The following is a 19,474-nucleotide window of genomic DNA, read 5'->3' as shown; positions in this document are numbered from 1 at the left end:
ATAGGCGGGGTTGGGCCAGGGGTCATGCCATTGGGCAAAGCTCTTCCCGGTGCTGGTTGGGGCGCTGTTGGTTGGGTTGCCATTGGACAGCAGGACCTCTTCTTCGCCCTCGATGCGCACGGTGAAGGTGCTCATGACATCGGGGCGGTCGGGATAGTAGGTGATCTTGCGAAAACCCTCGGCCTCACATTGGGTGCAATACATGCCGTTCGACATATAAAGCCCCTCAAGGGCGGTATTGCCGGCGGGATCAATCTCGACCTCGCATTCCCAGACAAAGGGCGTCTGAGGCACGGCGCAGCTCAACCCCTCGGGGCTCAGATCGGGCGTCACGTCAGCGCCGTCAATGCTGGCCGAGATCAGCTTGAGCTTTTCACCCTGCAAAAAGAACCGCGGGTCTGCGGTGCCGGGTTTTGGCGTAAAGCAGATCCGGCTCAGAACACGTGTGGCGCTGGGCGCAAGACGGAAGGTCAGCTCCACACTCTCCACCTCAAAACCAAAGGGGGTGTAGTCCTTCAGATAAAAGGTCTCGGGGGTCTCTTGTTGGGATGGTGTTGCCGCTGCCGTCATCGTGCTCTCCTCGTCTGTCCGCGACCTGTGAGACAGCCGGTATGGCCGCCTCGGTCCTGTGGTTGTCCTAGTGGTAGGCAATGGCTGTGCTGCGGGCAAGCGCATGTCGTGGAAAATGCGCGCTATGCACGCTGTGCACGGGCGGATGTGCGGATGTGCGGCGCTGTTTTGATTTGCCTGCCCTGTTTGCAAGCTGGTTTGCAGGTGGCCTTTTTGAAGACAGCAAGGATTAGCAAACTGGATTTGAAAGATCGTCGTCAAAATTGGTAAAGTATCTTTACCGCATATGTTGCCGATAGGAAACTTTTCCTGTATTCGGGAAATAAATCGGCAACCGGCAAGGAGAAGACCAATGGGTGGCATGCGCAATATCGACGGGATGCAGGTGGCATCTGAACTGGCGGACTTTATTGAAAACAAGGCTTTGCCGGGAACCGATGTGACTGCAGCGGATTTTTGGGCCGGGCTTTCTGGTCTGGTCAATGGCATGGGTGATGAGAACCGGGCGCTGTTGGCACGGCGCGCCGACATCCAGAGCCAGATTGATGCCTGGCACATTGCACAGCGCGGAGCACCACAGGATGCCGCCGCCTATCAGGCGTTTTTGCGCGACATTGGCTATCTTGTCCCCGAAGGCGATGATTTTGAGATCGACACCCAGAACGTCGATGCTGAGATCGCCGCAACGCCGGGGCCGCAACTGGTGGTGCCGATCACCAATGCGCGCTTTGCGCTCAACGCGGCCAATGCCCGCTGGGGCTCGTTGTATGATGCGCTTTATGGCACAGACGCCATGGGGGATCTGCCCTCTGGGGGCGGCTATGATGCGGCGCGTGGCGCGCGGGTCATTGCCTGGGGCCGGAATTTCCTGAACGAGACCTTCCCGCTGGCCAGTGGCTCCTGGGAAGACATCACCGGGCTCTCTGTCACCGATGGCGCATTGGTTCCCGCGCTGCAGAACGCGGATCAGCTTGCGGGCTTTGTGGGCAATGCCGAGGCCCCTGGCCGGGTGCTGTTGAAAAACAACGGGTTGCATGCGGTGATCGAGATCGACGCTGCCGGCAATATTGGCGCCTCAGACGCGGCCGGGATCAATGACATCACTCTTGAGTCCGCCCTCTCCACCATCATGGATTGCGAAGATTCGGTGGCCTGCGTTGATGCCGAGGACAAAGTTGTCGCCTATACCAACTGGCTGGGCCTGATGAAGCGCGATCTTGCTGAAGAGGTTACCAAGGGCGGCAAGAGCTTTACCCGAGTGCTGAACCCGGATCTGGACTACGTGACCCCGGCGGGCGCGGCTGCCAGTCTCAAGGGACGTTCGCTCTTGTTGATCCGCAACGTTGGGCACCTGATGACCAACCCGGCGGTGCTGGACAGCGCAGGCCGTGAGGCGGGCGAGGGATTTCTGGACGCGATGATCACCGTGATGATCGCCATGCATGATTTGAAATCTGAAGGCGGCAACTCGCTGAAAGGTTCGGTCTATGTGGTAAAGCCCAAGATGCACGGCCCCGAAGAGGTCCCCTTTGCCTGCCGTATCTTTGATCATGTCGAGGCCACGTTGGGCCTGCCTGCCAATACCGTCAAGATTGGCATCATGGATGAAGAGCGCCGCACCAGTGTGAATCTCAAGGAATGCATCCGGGCCGCCAAATCCCGCGTCGCCTTTATCAACACGGGCTTTCTGGACCGCACCGGCGACGAGATCCATACCTCGATGGAAGCCGGGCCAATGCTGCCCAAAGGTGAGATGAAGGGCACCGCCTGGATCGCCTCTTACGAGGACCGCAATGTCGATATCGGTCTGGCCTGTGGCCTGAAAGGCCGCGCGCAAATCGGTAAGGGCATGTGGGCGATGCCCGACCTTATGGGCGAGATGCTGGCGGCAAAGATTGGCCATCCCAAATCTGGCGCCACCTGCGCCTGGGTGCCCTCGCCAACTGCCGCGACGCTGCATGCCACCCATTATCACCAGTTCGATGTGCTGGCACAGCAGGATGCGCTGCGCGCGGCGGGGCCACGGGGTACGCTGGATGATCTGCTCAGCATTCCTGTGATGCAGGGGCAAAACCTGTCGGAGGATGCGATCAGCCACGAGATCGAGAACAATGCCCAGGGTATCCTTGGCTATGTTGTGCGCTGGGTGGATCAGGGCGTTGGCTGCTCGAAAGTGCCGGATCTGACCAACGTTGGTCTGATGGAAGACCGCGCCACCTGCCGGATTTCCTCGCAGGCGCTGGCCAACTGGCTGCACCATGGCGTTGTGGACGAGGACCGTGTGATGTCGGCGATGCAGAAAATGGCCGCAGTGGTGGATGGGCAAAACGCCTCTGATGCCAGCTATACCCCGATGGCGCCCGGATTTGACGGCATTGCCTTTCAGGCGGCCTGCGATTTGGTGTTCAAAGGGCGCATCCAGCCCTCTGGCTACACAGAGCCGGTGCTGCATGCCCGCCGTCTTGAGCTGAAGGCGGCAAGCTAAACCGCACGACAGATAAAGGGTCAGGCCAACTGCCTGGCCTTTTTTATGTGACACAGACAAACAGACAGAAGGATAAAATCATGACGATTCCCCTGACAACCGCCCGCACCATCATCCTCAAGGCTTTGGAAAAAGGTCGCGAACTGCAGTTGAAGCCGCTCTCGGTCGTGGTGCTGGATGCCGGTGGACATGTGCAGGCGTTTGAACGTGAAGACGGCGCGGCTCCGGGGCGCTTTGCAATTGCCCACGCCAAAGCCTACGGCTCCGTTATGCTGGGCATGGCGGGGACCGCGCAAATGGCCCGCGCTGACGCACAGGCCTATTTCATGACAGCTGTGAATGGTCTCTTTGGCGGCCAGGTGGTCCCGGTTCCCGGCGGCGTGCTGCTGCGCGACACTGATGGTACTGTGATTGGCGCGGTTGGCGTGACTGGCGACTCCTCTGACAATGATGCCATCGCGGCGATGGCGGGCATTGACGCGGCAGGGATCATTGGCGAAATCTGATCGCGCATAGATTTATTGCCAGAAATTGGCGGGCGCCTTTGCAAGGGTGCCCGCTTTTTTTTGCACGACCTTCTGCCTGTTTCTCCGGTGGATAAAGAGCACCCATCTGTCGCAGGCGCAGCCTCAGGTGGGGAGTGACGTGACAATCTGCATTTACGCAGCCTGTTCTGTGCGGCCTTCCGTCGCTGCAGTGGTTGCGGGCCGGGCTTTGAGGGCTTAGCCTTGTGTGGTTCTTTATCCAACCGGAGTCCCCATGGCGCGTCCCAAAGTCGGCATTATCGGCAATACCTATCTGCTCAACGATCAATACCCGGCCCATGCCGGTGGCACCATGAATTCTGAGGCCGTGGCCGAGGTGGCGGGCTGCATGCCGCTGCTGATCCCGTCTGATCCGCGCTTTTTGTCGGTCGATGAGCTGTTGGAAAGCTTTGATGGCTTTTTGCTCACTGGCGGACGTCCCAATGTGCACCCCAGCGAATATGGCGAGGCTGAGACCGCAGCCCATGGTGCCTTTGACCGGGCACGTGATGCGATTGTGCTGCCGCTGGTGCGGGCCTGCGTTCAGCGCGGCCAGCCCTTTTTTGGCATCTGTCGTGGCTTTCAGGAAGTCACCGTTGCCATGGGCGGCACGCTGTATCCCGAGATCCGCGATCTGCCGGGGCGGATGAACCACCGCATGCCTCCGGACGGAACGCTGGAAGAGAAATTTGCGCTGCGCCACCCGGTGAAGATGACACCCGGGGGGGTGTTTAGCAAAGTCTTTGGCGCCGATGAGGTGATGACCAACAGCCTGCACGGCCAGGGGCTTAAGACGCCTGGGGCAAACATCGTTATTGACGGCGTGGCGCCCGATGGCACCCCAGAGGCGATCTACGTCAAAGATGCGCCCGGATTTACCCTGTCGGTACAGTGGCACCCGGAATGGGATGCCGCCAATGACCCGGTCTCACGACCTTTGTTCACCGCCTTTGGGCAGGCGGTGCATGACTGGCAAGCCAGGGGCTAATTCCCGAGATGACTGGGAGGGGGAGGCGATAGCCACCCCCTCATTTGATTAAAGTGCCCCTCACCAACTGGAAACTGCGAGTGAGGGGAAGGTCAGCTACAAAAAGCTGAAGTGCTTGTTCAGCGGCAGCTCGCGGGCGCGGGTGCCGGTCAGATCGAACAGAGCATTGGCCAGCGCCGGAGCCGCAGGCGGCGTGCCCGGTTCACCAGCGCCGCCCATGTGTTTCTGGTTTTGCAGCACAGCGACCTCGACCCGCGGCATATTTGGCATCCGCATGGCGTCATAATCCGGGAAATTTTCCTGCTCAACAGCGCCCCCGTCAAAGGTGATCTCACCAAAACAGGCTGCCGAAAGCCCATAGGTGAGGCCGCTGAACAGCTGTGCTTCGATGTTTTGCGGATCAATCGCCAGACCCAGATCGGCTGCAATCCAGGCCCTGGTGATGGCGATGTCACCGTCCCGGTCCTCGACCTCGATCACCTGCGCCACGGGGGTGCCGAAACTATAGGCAAAGGCCACGCCACGACCAACGCCATCAGGCGTCTTGGCCTCCCAGCCGGACATCTCGCGCACCGCTTCCAGCACTTGTGCCGCAGGCTCCCATTCGGCACGGGCGAGTTCAAGCCGGAACTCCAGCGGATCACGCCCCGCCTTATGCGCCATCTCGTCGATGATACTGTCCGAGAAGAACCCGTTGAACGAGGCCGCCACCGAACGCCAAAACCCGACCGGGATCATTGGCTTGGCGATATAGCCTTCGACGCGGAAATTGGGGATCGCCAGCGGCTGGTTAAAGGCGGCATCGACGTGTCCCTTGTCTGGACCGGACATCGGCAGGCCCAGCATGCGCGCAGCGCCTTCCTGCGTGGTGGACTGGGCGGCGATCTTGCCATGCACCATCAGGGCCTTGCCATCCTTGACGGCGGCGCGGTAGCGGCCGATGGCACCGGGGCGGTAATAGTCGTGCCGCATGTCTTCTTCTCGCGACCAGGTCAGCTGCACCGGGGTGCCCTTTAGCTGCTTCGCGATCTGCACCGCACGGTTTGCGTAGTCCACCTCAATACGCCTGCCAAAACCTGCCCCCCAGAAAGGTGGTGTTTACGCTCACCGCCGCAGGGTCCAGCCCGGTGAGGTCGGCTGCGGATTTTTGCACCACGGTAGGGCCCTGATTTGGGGCCCAGATCTGCAGCGCATCGCCGGTGTACAGGGCGGTGGCATTCATCGGCTCCATGGTGGCATGGGCGAGATAGGGCAGGCGGTATTCGGCCTCAATGAGCTCAGCCCCCGCAGGCAGGCTGTCAACGTCGCCGTCGTCACGCAGGGTAGAGTTCGGCGCGGCGTCAAAGGCGGCGGCAATCTCAGCAAAGATGGCTTCTGTGGTTTCTGGATAGTCGGGAGCTTCCCACTCCACGTAGATTGCATCAACCGCCTGTTGTGCCAGCCAGGTATTGGTGCCAACCACGGCGACAGCATCGCCAAGATCAAGGACATGTTCGACACCGGCCATGGCCTTTGCAGCCTTGGCATCAAAGCTGCGCATACCGGCGCCAAAATGCGGGTTTTGTTTGATGGCAGCAAAGCGCATGCCCTCAATGCGGGTGTCGACGCCAAACCCGGCGGTGCCGGTGACCTTACCCACCATATCCACACGTGGCACGGCTTTGCCGATGTATTTCCACTGTGCCGCAGGTCGCAGCTCGGTCTCTTGTGGTGCGATTGCGGCGGCCTCAGCGGCTAGTTCGCTATAGGCCAGCTTTACGCCGCCAGGGGCCAGAACATGGCCATCTTTGGTTTCCAGCAATGCGCGTGAGACGCCCAGTCTCTGTGCTGCCGCCTCTTTCAGGGTTTCGCGCGGTGGCCCCGGCCATGCGCATGCGGGTAAATCCGTCTCGCATCGAGGATGATCCCCCGGTGACCTGCAGGTCGAGGAATTTTGAGAAATTCCCCACGATCTGCCCCAGAGAGTGCTGCAACTCGCTGGCGTTATAGCCGCGCCCTGGCAGCGCTTCGGACAGCATGGCGCTGTTGTAATAGGCCTTGGCGGCGGGGCCGTGAATGACATTGACCGCATTGGGGTCTACGTCCAGTTCCTCGGCGATCAAAGCGGCCCAGGAGGTGTGCACGCCCTGGCCCATCTCGGCCCGTGGCGCGATCAGGGTGACCCCGGACTGGTCGACAAAGACAAAGGGGTTCAGGATGGCCTTGCCCTTGGCTGGCTGCAGCGGATTGGGCGCGTCCTGGTGGTATTTGTAGGTGCCAAAGGCGACACCGCCCAGAATGGCAGCAGAGCCGACAAGGAAACTGCGGCGGGCGATTTTTTTCAAGCTGGCCATGGGGTCAGGCCTCCTGCATCATTTTGGCGGCAGAGTGGATGGCGGCGCGGATACGCGGATAGGTGCCACAGCGGCACAGGTTGCCCTGCATGGCCTCGTCGATATCCGCGTCGGTAGGGCTGGGGTTTTCGGCCAGCAGGCTGGCGGCCTGCATGATCTGGCCGGACTGGCAATAGCCGCATTGCGCCACCTGATGGTCGACCCAGGCGGTCTGGATCTTGGCCATATTGTCTGGCGTGCCAAGGCCTTCGATGGTGGTAATGTCTCCTTCGATATCGCCAAGCTGCATCTGGCAGGATCGCATGGCCTCGCCATCGACCTGCACTGTACAGGCACCACAGGCCGCGACACCACAGCCGAACTTGGTGCCGGTGAGGCCGATCTCATCGCGCAGCACCCACAAAAGCGGCACATCATCAGGGAGGTCCACCTCATGAGTCTTGCCATTGATACGCAGGGTTTTTGACATGGGACTGGCCTTTTTGCTGGGTCCGAAGGGGCTTTGACAAAATGCACGAAAACTGTCAGTCTGTCAATTGACATTATTTAGGTGAACTGTCAGAACCGGATCATGAAGATTTCTGCACCTGATCACAAAACACAGATCATCCTGGACGCGGCCTGGGCGAGCTTTTCTGCCTATGGGTTTCGCAAGGCATCTATGGACGACATAGCGCGCGGCGCGGGCATGTCACGTCCGGCGCTCTATCTGCACTTCAAAAACAAAGAGGCGATCTTTTGCGCGCTTGTTGAGATCTACTATGACACGGCGCGCAATGACATCGCCGCAGCACTGGCACAGGGGGCTACGCTGTTGGAAAAGCTGGATCGCGCCTTTGCGGTGCACGGCGGTGAGACGATGGAGGCGATGATGTCTTCGGCGCATGGCATGGAGCTGCTTGAAGCCAGTATGAGCGTCGCCGGGGATATGATCAAACGGGGCGAGGCGCAGTTGCAGGCGCTTTACGCGGCCTGGCTGGTGGCCGAGGCGGGGCAGGGGCGTGTCGTTCTGATCTGTGATGCCGACACCCTTGGAGGCTTGTTTTGTGCCTGTCTCAAAGGCGTGAAGCACACCTCAGAAACCTATGCGGAGTATCAGGCCGGAGTGGCAGCCTACGCAGCCCTGTGCGCCCGGGGCCTGTCGCGGCGTTGACGCTGGGCTGACGATTGGGCTCCCTGTGCGCATTGGCCCCCCGGTGCGCATTGGGCCCCGTTGCATTGGGGCTATGGGGTTTTATGGCGTAAACGGGGGGCTGGACGCAGCCCGCGCCGCGTGAAACGCGGCGCGGGGCCCAACGGGAAGAGTGCGTCGTAAGACGCGCGATGACGGGCGGGAGCCCCCCCTCACTTTGTTCAGCGTCTCACCGTCCCGTGTTGTGTGTCCCCGTGTTGTACGTTCCTGTATTGTGCGTCTTGCTCCCAGTTGCGTCTTGCTCAAAGTGTGGTGCGCAGGTGCCAAAGCTCGGGGAACAGTTCCACGTCCAGCATCCGTTTGAGGTAGTTCACCCCACCGGTGCCACCAGTGCCGCGTTTAAAGCCGATGATCCGTTCCACTGTGGTGACATGGTTGAGCGCCAGCGGCGAAAGTAGTCCTCAAAATCCACCAGCTTTTCCGCCAGCTCATAAAGCTCCCAATGGTCTTCAGGGGCGCGGTACACCGCGCTCCAGGCGGCCTCAACCGCGTCACTGACCTGATAGGCCTCCGACAGATCCCGATTGATCACCGCGTCCGGCAGGGCAAAACTCTGGTGCAGGGCGCGCAGCGCCACGTCATAGAGCGAGGGCTGCGCCAGTTCGGCGTCCAGCAGGGCCAGCAGATCGGGGCGGTGGGCATGTGGTTTCAGCATCGCTTTGTTGCGATTGCCCAGCATGAATTCGATCAACCGGTACTGGTGCGACTGAAAACCAGAGCTTTGGCCCAAAGCGTCGCAAAAGGCGGTATAATCCGAGGGCGTCATGGTGCGCAGCACATCCCAGGCAGAGTTGAGCTGCTCAAAGATCCGTGCCACCCGCGCCAGCATCTTGAACGCTTGCCGGGTCTCCCCCTGCAGCAATCTGTCCCGCGCCGCCTGCAACTCGTGAATGGCCAGCCGCATCCATAGCTCAGAGGTCTGGTGCTGGATGATAAATAACATTTCGTCATGGGTGTCGCTGTGGGGGTGCTGCGCGTGCAATATGCTCTCAAGCGACAGGTAGTCCCCATAGGACATATGGCCGTCAAAATCCATCTGGGCGCCGTCCTCGGCGGGATTGAACGGGCAGGTTTTTGCGGCGGTATCTGGGGCACTCATTGGATCGTTCCCTTTCCTAGAAATACTATAGCTCAGGGAAAGGCGACGATCCTCTTATTTAACGTGCCGCATTGGGCCAGACGACGCCACAGCGCCACCCAGCCAACCGGCCGACACAGCGGCAGGGTCTTTGGGCCGGGGCATTGCATCAGGTGACAGCCGCGCGGATTTTGTATTCCGGCTGGTCCCACAGCCGGTTGTTCATCACATCGGCAACAATTGCCACAGCACCGTCCACGTCCGCCGCGTCGATATAGAGCGGCGTAAAGCCAAAGCGCATGATATCGGGGGCGCGAAAATCGCCAATCACCCCACGGGCAATCAGCGCCTGCATCGCCGCATAGCCGTGCTTAAAGGCAAACGACACCTGACTGCCGCGCGTTGTTCCGTCGCGGGGCGAGGCCAGCGTCAGCTCGGGGCAGCTGGCCTCAATACCTGCAATGAAACGGTCGCAAAGCGCGATGGAGGTGGCGCGCAGCGCCTGCATATCAACCTGATCCCAGATATCCATCGAGGCCGCCAGAGCTGCCAGCTGGATCACCGGCGGGGTGCCAACGCGCATCCGTTCAATGCCGGTGCCTGGGCGATAGTCGAGATCAAAGGCAAAAGGAGCCTCATGACCCAGCCAGCCCGACAGTGCCGGGCGCGCCGCATCAACGTGGCGGGGCGCAACATAGATAAAGGCCGGACCACCAGGGCCAGAGTTGAGGTATTTATACGAGCAGCCCACGGCAAAAGCCGCCTTGCAGCCCGCCAGATCCACCGGCAAGGCACCTGCAGAATGGGCCAGATCCCAAACCGTCACCACGCCTTTGGCATGGGCCAGCCCGGTCAGGGCTTTCATATCGTGTTTGCGTCCGGTGCGGTAATCCACCTCGGTCAGCATTAAAACGGCAAGATCATCGGTGATATTGTCGGCGACATCCTCGGGGTTCACCACCCGCAGCTCATAGTCTGCGCCAAGCGATTTGAGCAGCCCCTGCACGATATAGAGATCCGACGGGAAGTTGCCATTATCTGACAGCACCACCCTGCGGGTTGGGTTCAGCTCCAGCGCTGAGGCAACTGCCTGATAGACCTTGATCGACAGGGTGTCGCCCATTACCACATGGCCAGCCTCAGCCCCGATCAGGCGAGCAATGCGATCGCCAATGGCGGTGGGTTGCTGCATCCAGCCAGCCTTGTTCCAGCCGGTGATCAGCATCTTGCCCCACTCATCGCTGATCATCGACGCGACACGGTCCTTGGCCGCCTTAGGCAGTGGGCCAAGCGAGTTGCCGTCAAGGTAGATCATGCCCTCGGGCAGCTCGAACATCGCCTTGGTGGCGGCAAAATCGGTCATTTGGACTCTCCCGAGTGGGGTTGGATACTTCAAGCTTAAAGCTTTTTGAATTCCGTATCCGATCTCAGCGGTGCTGTCCAGTGTCTGGCAGATTGCTTTTTCCCTGGGCCTGTTGCGTAGCCGGGTCAGGAATGCCCAGCTCGGCCCGTTTTCGTTTTGAGATCCCGGCGGTGACCAGTTGATAGGACAGGGTAATACAGTCCTGTAGCTCGGCATCTGTCAGGCCGGGCTCAGCAAAGTGCTGCAACCACTTCATGCCGCGCGAGGCCAGATAGGGAGCCGGACGAACACCGGGACGGTCTTGCAAGACTTCAAAGGCAATTTTTCCGGCCTTAAAGGTGAAAGCATCCTTGCCACCGGCCCAGCCGCAGACGGCAAAGAGTTTGCCGCCTGCTTTCCACACATCGGAATTCCCCCATTGCACCACATGTTCCGCTGCCGGAAAGGTCGCACAAAAGAGGTTGAATTCCGCTCGCTTCATCAGGTCTGACCGCCGGAAATCTCGATGGTCTGGCCGTTGATGGACTGCGAGCCGGGGCCGCAAAGCCACAGCGCGGCCGCCGAGACCTCTTCGGGTTCAATCAGGCGCTGGTGGCGGTTTGAATTGACCATGACCTTCAGCGCGTCTTCTTCGCTGATCCCGGCACGGCTGGCGATTGAAGTGATATTGCGGTCGACGATGGGCGTGTCAACGTAGCCGGGGCAGATCGCGTTGGCGGTGAACCCTGTGCCCATGTATTCTTCGCTAATGGCGCGGGTCAGACCGATCATGCCGTGTTTGCTGGCCGTATAGCAGGCGCCGCCTTTCAGGCCCCGCAGCCCGGCAATAGAGGCGATGGTGATGATCCGGCCCCAATCGGTGCCGCGCATGGATTTCAGGGATTCACGGATGGTCAGAAAGGCGCCGTCGAGATTGGTCGACATCATGTTGCGCCAGAACTCCATGCTGGTCTTGTGCAGGGCGTGGCCCTCGGCGACACCCGCATTGGCGACGCAGATCTGAATGGGGCCACGGGCCTCAACTGCGGCGGCGATCTTGGCGATGATATCATCCTCGTCGCGCACATCCATCGCCATCGGGAAAAGCCCCTTGGTGGCCACCTCTTCCAGAACCTCCTGACGCCGCCCGGTGATGGTCACCTGCGCGCCCTGTTCTGCCAGGGCCTTGGCGATTGCCAGGCCGATCCCTGTGCCTCCACCGGTGACAAGCGCGTGTTTTCCGCTCAAATCCATATCTCTACTCCTCCAGTTTTTTTCCAAAGTATCGGCGGGAGGGCAGGGCGCAAGCGCGCCGTTCCGTCACAGGCAGGGGCGCAAGCGGAATGAGGGATTTACAATCATATTCGCAAGTGTGAATAATTTGCGGACGCAGACTGCTGGATTCCACCTGGGAGATATAGAATGAAGATCTTGTCCATTGCCACGCTCGCGGGCCTAGGCCTGTCCGGTTTAAGCATTGCTACCTCTGTGGCGGCCAGTGAAGACATTGCAGACCAATACCCCCAATCAGAGCTCTACGCAAAGCCGGTCGAGGTTATCCCACATGTGTTTTCCGCAATTGGCGCCACAGCGCCTCCGACCTATGAAAATGCCGGCCATAACAACAACCTGTCTTTTATCGTGACCGATGCCGGGGTGGTGGTGGTGAATGGTGGTGCGTCAAATGCGCTGGCGGCGGCGCTGCATGCCGAGATCAGGGCAGTAACGGATCAGCCGGTGGTGCTGGTGATTAACGAGAACGGTCAGGGCCATGCGGTTTTGGGCAATGGCTATTGGCGCGATCTTGGCGTCGATGTGCTGGCCCATGCCGACGCCATTGCCGAGACACAAAAGAATGGCGATTTCATCCTGCAGCGGATGCAGAGCTACAACAAGGATCGCGCAGGCGACACCCGCATGGAGCATGCCAACCTGAGCTTTGACGCGCGCTATGATCTCACACTGGGGGGCGTCGCGATTGAGGTGCTGCATCTGGGCCCGGCGCATGATCCGGGCGATGTACAGGTCTGGATCCCCGAGTGGAAAATCATGATTGCCGGCGACATTGCCTTTCACGAGCGCATGCTGCCCATCTTTCCCCATACCTGCACCAGTTGCTGGATCGAAACCTGGGTCGACAAGCTGGAGCCGATGGCGCCGACCTACCTGATCCCCGGACATGGCCATCCGACCAATCTGGCGCAGGTGCGGCGCTACACCCTGGACTACCTCACCGATTTGCGGGCCAAGATAGGCGCGCATATCGACGAGGCCGGCGATCTGGCCGGGGCCTATTACGTCGACCAGACGCAGTGGCGGGGGCTTGATACCTTTGAAGAGCTGGCCACCAAGAACGCAGGCCGCGTCTTTGAAGAGATGGAGTGGGAATAACAGCCGATCAATGCTGCAATAGCGGGCGCGTTTTGTCGCAGAGGCGCAGGTTCATATTGCCTCTGGGGACGCCGTCGTGGTTTGGCTGCCCTAAAGAGGCATCCTGTTCTTTTCTGCCAGCAGGGGCTGGCGAAACTCTGGACCTTGCGCCCGGATGCGGGAAGGGTGCCGCCGACCGGCCGGAAACCTGCGGTTTTTGGCTTTGATGAAAGTAACTTTTGATGAAATGGATCGACACTCCTCCGGCCTGGCTGATGGTCTGTCTGGCTCTGGCCTGGTGTCAGGCGCGCTATCTGCCGATGGGGCTGGGGTTTGGCGCGGTCTGGGCCGACCTTCTGGGGGGGCTGTTGGTTGGCGGCGGGCTGGTGCTGATTGGCCTGGCGATCACTGAGATGCGCCGCCAGAAAACCACCATTCTGCCGCATGAGACGCCCAGCCATCTGGTGCAGTCGGGTATTTTCAAGCGCAGCCGCAATCCGATCTACCTGGCAGATGTGATGATCCTGACCGGTTTGATCCTCTATTTTGACGCGGTGCTGGCCCTGCCGTTGATCCCGGCGCTGACCTGGATTTTGGAAAAACGATTCATCACTGGCGAAGAAGACAGGATGCGGCGCAGTTTTCGGGCGGATTGGGCCCGCTATGAGCAAAAGACACGCCGGTGGCTGTGAGCGGGGCGATGCTTTGGTATCGGCTGTGCAGAGGGCCGGTTGCAGAATCCACGTCAGTTTTGTTGACTGGTGCAGAAATGCGGCAACGCGGCAGCTCTATGCGGCGACGCAGCGAAACCATTGCGCAAATATATTGCGCAAGATAGTCATAATGTTTGCGATCCGTACCCGGCAGATGCCGGGGCGGGCAGGACGAGGGGGACCGACAAGGTGAAAATTGGAACACCCAAAGAGGTGATCAACGGCGAAGCGCGTGTGGCTATGACGCCGGATTCTGCGCGTCAGCTGCAGAAACTGGGCTACGAGTGCGCCATCGAAAGCGGAGCAGGCCTCGCGGCCGGCTTTAGCGATGCGACCTATGAAGAGGCCGGTGTAGAGGTGATCAAGACCGCCGCTGCCCTGTGGAAGGCTTCGGATATTATCGCCAAGGTGCGTCAGCCGAATGAGGCTGAGCTGAAGCGGCTGAACTCGAAAAAGACGCTGATCTCCTTTTTCAACCCGGGCGGCAACGCCGAAGGGTTGGAGCTGGCCAAATCCAAAGGCGCCAGCGTTGTTGCCATGGAAATGGTGCCGCGGATCAGTCGGGCGCAAAAGATGGACGCGCTGTCCTCGATGGCTAATATCGCGGGTTACCGCGCGGACATTGAAGCGGGCAATAACTTTGGTCGTTTCTTACCGGTCAGATCACGGCGGCGGGGAAGGTTCCCCCGGCCAAGGTTCTGGTGGTGGGTGCCGGTGTTGCCGGTCTGGCCGCAATTGGCACCTCGACCTCGCTTGGCGCGATCACCCTGGCCTTTGACGTGCGGCCCGAAGTGGCTGAACAGGTTGAGAGCATGGGCGCCGAGTTTGTCTATCTCGACTTTGAAGAAGAGCAGGCCGATGGCGCCGCCTCTGGTGGCTATGCCTCGGTCTCCAGCCCGGAGTTCCGTGACGCGCAGCTGGCGAAGTTCCTGGAACTGGCCCCCGAAGTGGACATCGTGATCACCCCCGCGCTGATCCCCAACCGCGAAGCGCCAGAGCTCTGGACCGCTGAGATGGTTGCGGCGATGAAGCCCGGCTCTGTCATTGTTGACCTCGCGGCGGAAAAGGGCGGCAACTGCAAGCTCACCGTGATGGACGAGAAAATCGTCACCGATAATGGCGTGACCATCATCGGCTACACGGATTTCCCCAGCCGGATGGCGGCGCAAAGCTCGATGCTTTATGCCACCAACATCCGCCACATGATGACGGATCTGACGCCCGAAAAGGACGGTCAGGTCAATCACAACATGGAAGACGACGTCATTCGTGGCGCCACCGTCACCCATGGTGGTGAGATCACCTTCCCGCCACCGCCGCCCAAGGTTCAGGCGATTGCCGCCAAACCCAAAGAGGTGGTGCCAGAGCTGACGGCTGAAGAAAAACGCGCCGCAGAAGTGGCGGCGTTCAAGGCGCAGACCAAGAATCAGGTGACTCTGTTGGCCGTGGGTGGTGCGCTGCTGCTGGCGGTGGGTCTGGTGGCCCCTGCCAGCTTTATGCAGCACTTTATCGTGTTTGTGCTGTCGGTCTTTATTGGCTTCCAGGTGATCTGGGGCGTGGCACACAGTCTGCACACACCTTTGATGGCGGTCACCAATGCGATTTCCTCGATCATTATTCTGGGGGCTCTGATGCAGATCGGATCCGGCTCTTTCCTTGTGATCGTGCTGGCGGCGCTCTCGGTCTTTATGGCCGGTATCAACATCTTTGGTGGCTTCCTCGTCACCCGGCGCATGCTTGCCATGTTCCAGAAATCTTAAGGAGGACACAGAGATGGAATATGGTTTCACAACTGCCGCCTACGTTGTTTCGGCGGTTCTCTTCATCCTCAGCCTTTGTGGGCTTTCGGGACAGGAAAGCGCAAAACGCGCGGTTTGGTATGGCATTGCCGGCATGGCGCTGGCGGTTTTTGCCACCCTTGTCGGCCCCGGCTCGGGCCTGTGGTTGCTGTCGATCCTGCTGATCGCGGGGGGCGGTGTCATCGGCTATCAGTTGGCGACACGGGTGCAAATGACCCAGATGCCAGAGCTGGTCGCCGCGATGCACTCTCTGGTTGGTCTGGCGGCGGTCTTTGTGGGTCTTATCGCTCATATCGAGCTGGGCCGTGTCATGGCCATGGACGCAGAGCAGAAACAGGCGCTGGAAGGCTTTGCCAAGCTTTTGGCCAAGAAAGATGGCGTTGAGGTCTCGATCCTGCGGGTTGAGCTGTTCCTCGGTATCTTTATCGGTGCTGTCACCTTTACCGGCTCGGTCGTGGCCTATGGTAAGCTGGCGGGCAAACTGACCTCTTCGGCGACCAAATTGCCCGGTGGTCATATGCTGAACGCGGGCGCTGCCGCACTGTCGCTGATCACGCTGATCTGGTATTTCAACACCGGTGGTGTGCTGCCGCTTTTCCTGATGGTTCTGGCGGCGCTGTTCATCGGCTACCACCTGATCATGGGCATTGGCGGTGCCGATATGCCGGTGGTTGTCTCGATGCTCAACAGCTACTCTGGCTGGGCGGCTGCGGCGATTGGTTTCTCCCTTGGCAATGACCTGTTGATCGTTGTGGGCGCCCTTGTTGGCTCCTCTGGTGCGATCCTCAGCTACATCATGTGCAAGGCGATGAACCGGAGCGTTATCAGCGTTATCCTTGGCGGATTTGGCGGCACGACGGGGCCACAGATGGAGGTCGAAGGCGAGCAGATTGCAAGTGATGCCGATGGTGTTGCAACCGCGCTGGAAGAAGCCGACAGCGTCATCATCATTCCAGGCTACGGCATGGCGGTGGCTCACGCGCAGCAGAACGTGGCGGAACTGACCCGTCGTCTGCGTGCCAAAGGCAAGAATTGGCGCTTTGCCATCCACCCTGTTGCGGGTCGTCTGCCCGGTCACATGAACGTGCTGCTGGCCGAGGCCAAGGTGCCCTATGACATCGGTCTGGAAATGGACGAGATCAACGAGGACTTCCCGGATACGGATGTCGCGATCGTGATTGGCTCCAATGACATCGTCAATCCGGCAGCACAGGAAGATCCCAACTCGTCCATTGCCGGCATGCCGGTTCTGGAGTGCTGGAAGGCCAAGCAGGTATTTGTCTCCAAACGGGGGCAGGGCACCGGCTATTCGGGTATCGAGAACCCATTGTTCTTTAAAGAGAAGACCCGGATGTTCTATGGCGATGCCAAGGCTTCATTGGATCAGCTGCTGAAGATGATCCAGTAACGGCTCATCACATTTTTGCCGATCAGGCGCGCCGGGGAAACTCGGCGCGCCATTTTTGTACCCTGTATCCGGCACCCTGTACCCTGTGCCCTGCGGTCTGCTCAAACACTGTGCAGCCCATGCGAGGGTCGGCACTGGCGGGCAATGCGCGAAGAAAGCCTGTTGTATACCTCGGTATCCTTTTAAGTCATTGAAATAAATCAATTCTGTACAGGCGTCCTGAGGCTCGCTATGGTCTAGGCTACTTTGTTGGAGACCCTGCGCCATGCCCCCGATCCACGACCACCCCCTGCGCTATGAGCTGGCAAACGAGCTGCATGCGCGGCCCTTTCCGGCGATGCAAAGCCCCAGCACAGTCATCTATCTGGCTGTGAAGCAACCAAAGGAAGCGGTCCACCGGGAGCGCAGCCTGGATCTGGCGCATCTGAAGGCGCTGCTGGACCGCCATGGGGCGGCGCATCCACAGCCCGGTGCCACGCATCACTCAGCGAAGCTGGGGCGGCATACGCTGAAGTGGGAGCAGCACACAGAATTTGTCAGCTATACTTTCTATGGCGACGGCGCGAGCGCGCGCGCCTTTGATCCGGCGGATTTTGACATCTTTCCCTCTGACTGGCTGGAGGAGGCACCTGGGCAGCGGGTCACGTCGCTGATGCTGCGGATCCTGCCGCGGCCGCAGCAGAGCCAGAAAAAAGCCGCCCTGCAGGAGTGGTTTGTCCCCGAGAGCCTGGCCGTGGCCGAGGTGCTGGATGGCAGCGCTGTGGTTGCGGGGGATTTTCGCATTGATCCGGCAGGCCACATGCGGTTTGCGCTCTTTGCCAATGAGACCTCGGGCTCACAGCGCATCGGGCGCATTGTTCAGCGGCTCTGCGAGATTGAGACCTATCGCGCCATGTCGATGCTGGGCTTCTCGCGGGCCCGTGGCCTCAGTCCGGATATTGGCGCACTGGACACGCATCTGAGCGAAATGATGGCCCAGATGACCTCTGACACGGTTCCGGCAGAGCAAACCTTACGACAGCTGCTCTCGGTCTCGGCCGAGCTGGAGGCGATGGCGGCACGCTCTGCCTTTCGCTTTGGCGCAACGGGCGCCTATGAGGCGCTGGTCAATCAGCGCATCAGCCTGCTGCGTGAGGCGCGCTACGAAGGTTTTCAGATGTTTTCTGAATTCATGCTGCGGCGCTATGAGCCGGCCATGCGCACGGTAAAATCGACCGAGAAACGCATCGGCACATTGGCAGACCGGGCCCGGCGCGGCGGTGAGCTGCTCAGGGCACGGGTGGATGTGGACCGAAGCGCGCAGAACCAGGCGCTGTTGGCCAGTATGGACCGGCGCGCCGATCAGGCGCTGCGGTTGCAGCACACGGTTGAGGGGCTGTCAGTGGTGGCGATCAGCTACTACGCCGTTTCGCTGGCCGCCTACCTGATGTATCCCCTGTCTTCGATGCTGGACATGAGCAAGGGTATGCTCACAGCCCTGATCACTCTGCCGGTTGTGGCGCTTGTTTGGCTTGCGGTGCGGCGGCTGAGGAAGACGCTGCGCTAGCAGGGCGGTGCAGCAGCGGTGCGTCACAACCCCGCCAAGGGCAATGGCGGCCAGCGCAAGCGGTGCGGCCAGCCCGAGGGGGGAAATCCCGGCCCGTCCTGCCCCAAGGGTGCAGCCACCTGCCAGAACGCCACCAAATCCCATCAGGATTGCTCCCAGCGCATAGCGCCCGGTCTGACGTGGGCTCTCAAAGCTCTGCCACTGGAACTGGCCGCGCAGCAGCGCCGTGATCAGCGCGCCAATCAGAACGCCTGCGATCAGACCAGGGCCAAAGCCCGCAGGCACAGCACTGGCGGCAATCACGTAGAACAGACCTTCGGACATTGGCGCCGTAAACGACAGGCTCTCCATCGCGATGGGGTCGAATTCGTCAAACAGAACACAACCGGGTTTGACCCAGGCCAGCGGCACCAAAGCGCCCATCAGCGCGCCGCCCAGCAGTGCCAGTGTTGAGTTTTGCGCCCGCAGCGCAATCCACAGGGCAGGCAGGGCCACCAAAACGCTCCACACCGGCGCACCACCGGGCAGGGCTGCCAGCGTGGCGTAGTCTCCCAGCGCAACAGCCGTGCTGCCAAGCGCTGTGCGCAGCGGCGCCAGCACGCCTTTGAGCGTGGCATGGGCGGTGATGGCAAAGAGCATGACACAGACCAGAGCCCGCAGTTTGCCAGTGCCAGACAGCACGGTCAGCCGCGAGATGCAGCCGCGCGTCAGGATCATGCCAGCGCCAAACATCACGCCGCCCAGTACAATTGCCAAAAGCGGCAGCTCGGAGGCCAGCAGGCGGTGGCCGTCAAAGCTGATCCAGCCCTGCAGTACGGCCGTCTGCGTGCCCAGCACAGAGACAGCAAGGGCGAGCGCCCAGATGCCTGCAGCCTGACGGCGGTCCTCGCCTATCAGGGCGCGGCGAAAGCAGAACCGGGTGATCTGGGCCAGCACGCCAAAGCCCAGCCCCAGTGCGAGGGCAAAATAGAGGAAAACTGCGCGGGGGCCGATCTCTTCAAAGCCAAGTGTCTCGAACATCGCTCTCTCCTGTCTTTTGGAGCGGATTGGAATTATTTCCCGAAATGGGGCGAAATCTGTCTCTGAGCAAGCGAAAACTACCGGGATCTGGCGCGACTGCGCGGGG

At 60.3% G+C, this 19,474-nt stretch carries 12 protein-coding genes and 5 pseudogenes; 9 read left to right on the top strand and 8 right to left on the bottom strand.

All coding sequences use genetic code 11. The features are described 5' to 3' along the window. Positions 1–570: pseudogene (locus B4968_RS11345) on the bottom strand (aminopeptidase N); the annotation flags it as partial. Positions 571–922: 352 nt separating this feature from the next. On the opposite strand from B4968_RS11345, the gene B4968_RS11340 reads away from it, so the two are divergent. The 3 genes from B4968_RS11340 to B4968_RS11330 all read left to right on the top strand — a co-directional run bounded on the left by B4968_RS11340 (position 923) and on the right by B4968_RS11330 (position 4,567). Further along, complete coding sequence (locus tag B4968_RS11340; RefSeq protein ID WP_083099143.1) at positions 923–3,055, top strand: malate synthase G; 2,133 nt, start codon at positions 923–925, stop codon at positions 3,053–3,055. An 80-nt stretch (positions 3,056–3,135) separates the two neighbouring features. Continuing rightward, positions 3,136–3,561 carry a GlcG/HbpS family heme-binding protein gene (locus tag B4968_RS11335; RefSeq protein ID WP_083099157.1) on the top strand — a complete coding sequence of 142 codons (426 nt, stop codon included), beginning with the start codon at positions 3,136–3,138 and terminating at the stop codon, positions 3,559–3,561. A 253-nt stretch (positions 3,562–3,814) separates the two neighbouring features. After that, positions 3,815–4,567 carry a gamma-glutamyl-gamma-aminobutyrate hydrolase family protein gene (locus tag B4968_RS11330; protein WP_083099141.1) on the top strand — a complete coding sequence of 251 codons (753 nt, stop codon included), beginning with the start codon at positions 3,815–3,817 and terminating at the stop codon, positions 4,565–4,567. Positions 4,568–4,663: 96 nt separating this feature from the next. Here the strand turns inward: B4968_RS11330 and B4968_RS11325 are convergent. Continuing rightward, positions 4,664–6,900: pseudogene (locus B4968_RS11325) on the bottom strand (xanthine dehydrogenase family protein molybdopterin-binding subunit). Positions 6,901–6,904: 4 nt separating this feature from the next. After that, positions 6,905–7,369, bottom strand: coding sequence for a (2Fe-2S)-binding protein (locus B4968_RS11320; protein ID WP_083099139.1), 465 nt, complete (start codon positions 7,367–7,369; stop codon positions 6,905–6,907). 102 nt (positions 7,370–7,471) lie between these two features. On the opposite strand from B4968_RS11320, the gene B4968_RS11315 reads away from it, so the two are divergent. Then, positions 7,472–8,053, top strand: coding sequence for a TetR/AcrR family transcriptional regulator (locus B4968_RS11315; RefSeq protein ID WP_083099137.1), 582 nt, complete (start codon positions 7,472–7,474; stop codon positions 8,051–8,053). A gap of 281 nt (positions 8,054–8,334) precedes the next feature. On the opposite strand, the pseudogene kynA reads toward B4968_RS11315, so the two are convergent. The 4 genes and pseudogenes from kynA to B4968_RS11295 form a co-directional block, all read right to left on the bottom strand. Continuing rightward, positions 8,335–9,191: pseudogene (kynA, locus tag B4968_RS11310) on the bottom strand (tryptophan 2,3-dioxygenase). Positions 9,192–9,339: 148 nt separating this feature from the next. Further along, positions 9,340–10,533: a kynureninase gene (kynU, locus tag B4968_RS11305; protein ID WP_083099135.1), complete on the bottom strand. Its 1,194-nt coding sequence runs from the start codon at positions 10,531–10,533 to the stop codon at positions 9,340–9,342. 64 nt (positions 10,534–10,597) lie between these two features. After that, positions 10,598–11,014, bottom strand: coding sequence for an MmcQ/YjbR family DNA-binding protein (locus B4968_RS11300; RefSeq protein ID WP_083099133.1), 417 nt, complete (start codon positions 11,012–11,014; stop codon positions 10,598–10,600). Beyond that, positions 11,014–11,766 carry an SDR family NAD(P)-dependent oxidoreductase gene (locus B4968_RS11295; RefSeq protein ID WP_083099131.1) on the bottom strand — a complete coding sequence of 251 codons (753 nt, stop codon included), beginning with the start codon at positions 11,764–11,766 and terminating at the stop codon, positions 11,014–11,016. The genes B4968_RS11300 and B4968_RS11295 overlap by 1 nt, the downstream gene beginning before the upstream one ends. Before the next feature lie 168 nt (positions 11,767–11,934). Between B4968_RS11295 and B4968_RS11290 the strand changes: the two genes are divergently transcribed. The 5 genes and pseudogenes from B4968_RS11290 to B4968_RS11270 all read left to right on the top strand — a co-directional run bounded on the left by B4968_RS11290 (position 11,935) and on the right by B4968_RS11270 (position 18,348). Next, positions 11,935–12,903 (top strand): MBL fold metallo-hydrolase, encoded by a 969-nt coding sequence (locus B4968_RS11290; protein ID WP_083099129.1) that lies wholly within the window; start codon positions 11,935–11,937, stop codon positions 12,901–12,903. Positions 12,904–13,124: 221 nt separating this feature from the next. Further along, on the top strand, positions 13,125–13,574 hold the full coding sequence (locus B4968_RS11285; protein WP_083099127.1) for a methyltransferase family protein: 450 nt from the start codon (positions 13,125–13,127) through the stop codon (positions 13,572–13,574). A gap of 210 nt (positions 13,575–13,784) precedes the next feature. Continuing rightward, a pseudogene (locus tag B4968_RS11280) lies at positions 13,785–15,355 on the top strand (Re/Si-specific NAD(P)(+) transhydrogenase subunit alpha). Between the two features lie 13 nt (positions 15,356–15,368). Next, on the top strand, positions 15,369–16,802 hold the full coding sequence (locus tag B4968_RS11275; protein ID WP_083099125.1) for an NAD(P)(+) transhydrogenase (Re/Si-specific) subunit beta: 1,434 nt from the start codon (positions 15,369–15,371) through the stop codon (positions 16,800–16,802). 265 nt (positions 16,803–17,067) lie between these two features. Beyond that, entirely contained in the window at positions 17,068–18,348 is a 1,281-nt protein-coding gene (locus B4968_RS11270; RefSeq protein ID WP_083099123.1) for a DUF3422 family protein, read from the top strand. 87 nt (positions 18,349–18,435) lie between these two features. Here the strand turns inward: B4968_RS11270 and B4968_RS11265 are convergent. Then, positions 18,436–19,368 (bottom strand): annotated as a pseudogene (locus B4968_RS11265) (YeeE/YedE family protein); the annotation flags it as partial. Positions 19,369–19,474: the final 106 nt, after the last annotated feature.

The sequence above is a fragment of the Pseudophaeobacter leonis genome (assembly GCF_002087335.1).
Taxonomy (GTDB): Bacteria; Pseudomonadota; Alphaproteobacteria; order Rhodobacterales; family Rhodobacteraceae; genus Pseudophaeobacter; species Pseudophaeobacter leonis.
The sequence above is the reverse complement of the archived record's forward strand: the minus strand, read 5'-3'. Positions and strand labels throughout refer to the sequence as shown.

Coding starts and splice junctions, on each gene's coding strand:
- B4968_RS11340 (WP_083099143.1), top strand. CDS start 923: ATGGGTGGCATGCGCAATATCGACGGGATGCAGGTGGCATCTGAACTG.
- B4968_RS11290 (WP_083099129.1), top strand. CDS start 11,935: ATGAAGATCTTGTCCATTGCCACGCTCGCGGGCCTAGGCCTGTCCGGT.
- kynU (WP_083099135.1), bottom strand. CDS start 10,533: ATGACCGATTTTGCCGCCACCAAGGCGATGTTCGAGCTGCCCGAGGGC.
- B4968_RS11320 (WP_083099139.1), bottom strand. CDS start 7,369: ATGTCAAAAACCCTGCGTATCAATGGCAAGACTCATGAGGTGGACCTC.
- B4968_RS11335 (WP_083099157.1), top strand. CDS start 3,136: ATGACGATTCCCCTGACAACCGCCCGCACCATCATCCTCAAGGCTTTG.
- B4968_RS11315 (WP_083099137.1), top strand. CDS start 7,472: ATGAAGATTTCTGCACCTGATCACAAAACACAGATCATCCTGGACGCG.
- B4968_RS11285 (WP_083099127.1), top strand. CDS start 13,125: ATGAAATGGATCGACACTCCTCCGGCCTGGCTGATGGTCTGTCTGGCT.
- B4968_RS11330 (WP_083099141.1), top strand. CDS start 3,815: ATGGCGCGTCCCAAAGTCGGCATTATCGGCAATACCTATCTGCTCAAC.
- B4968_RS11300 (WP_083099133.1), bottom strand. CDS start 11,014: ATGAAGCGAGCGGAATTCAACCTCTTTTGTGCGACCTTTCCGGCAGCG.
- B4968_RS11295 (WP_083099131.1), bottom strand. CDS start 11,766: ATGGATTTGAGCGGAAAACACGCGCTTGTCACCGGTGGAGGCACAGGG.
- B4968_RS11270 (WP_083099123.1), top strand. CDS start 17,068: ATGCCCCCGATCCACGACCACCCCCTGCGCTATGAGCTGGCAAACGAG.
- B4968_RS11275 (WP_083099125.1), top strand. CDS start 15,369: ATGGAATATGGTTTCACAACTGCCGCCTACGTTGTTTCGGCGGTTCTC.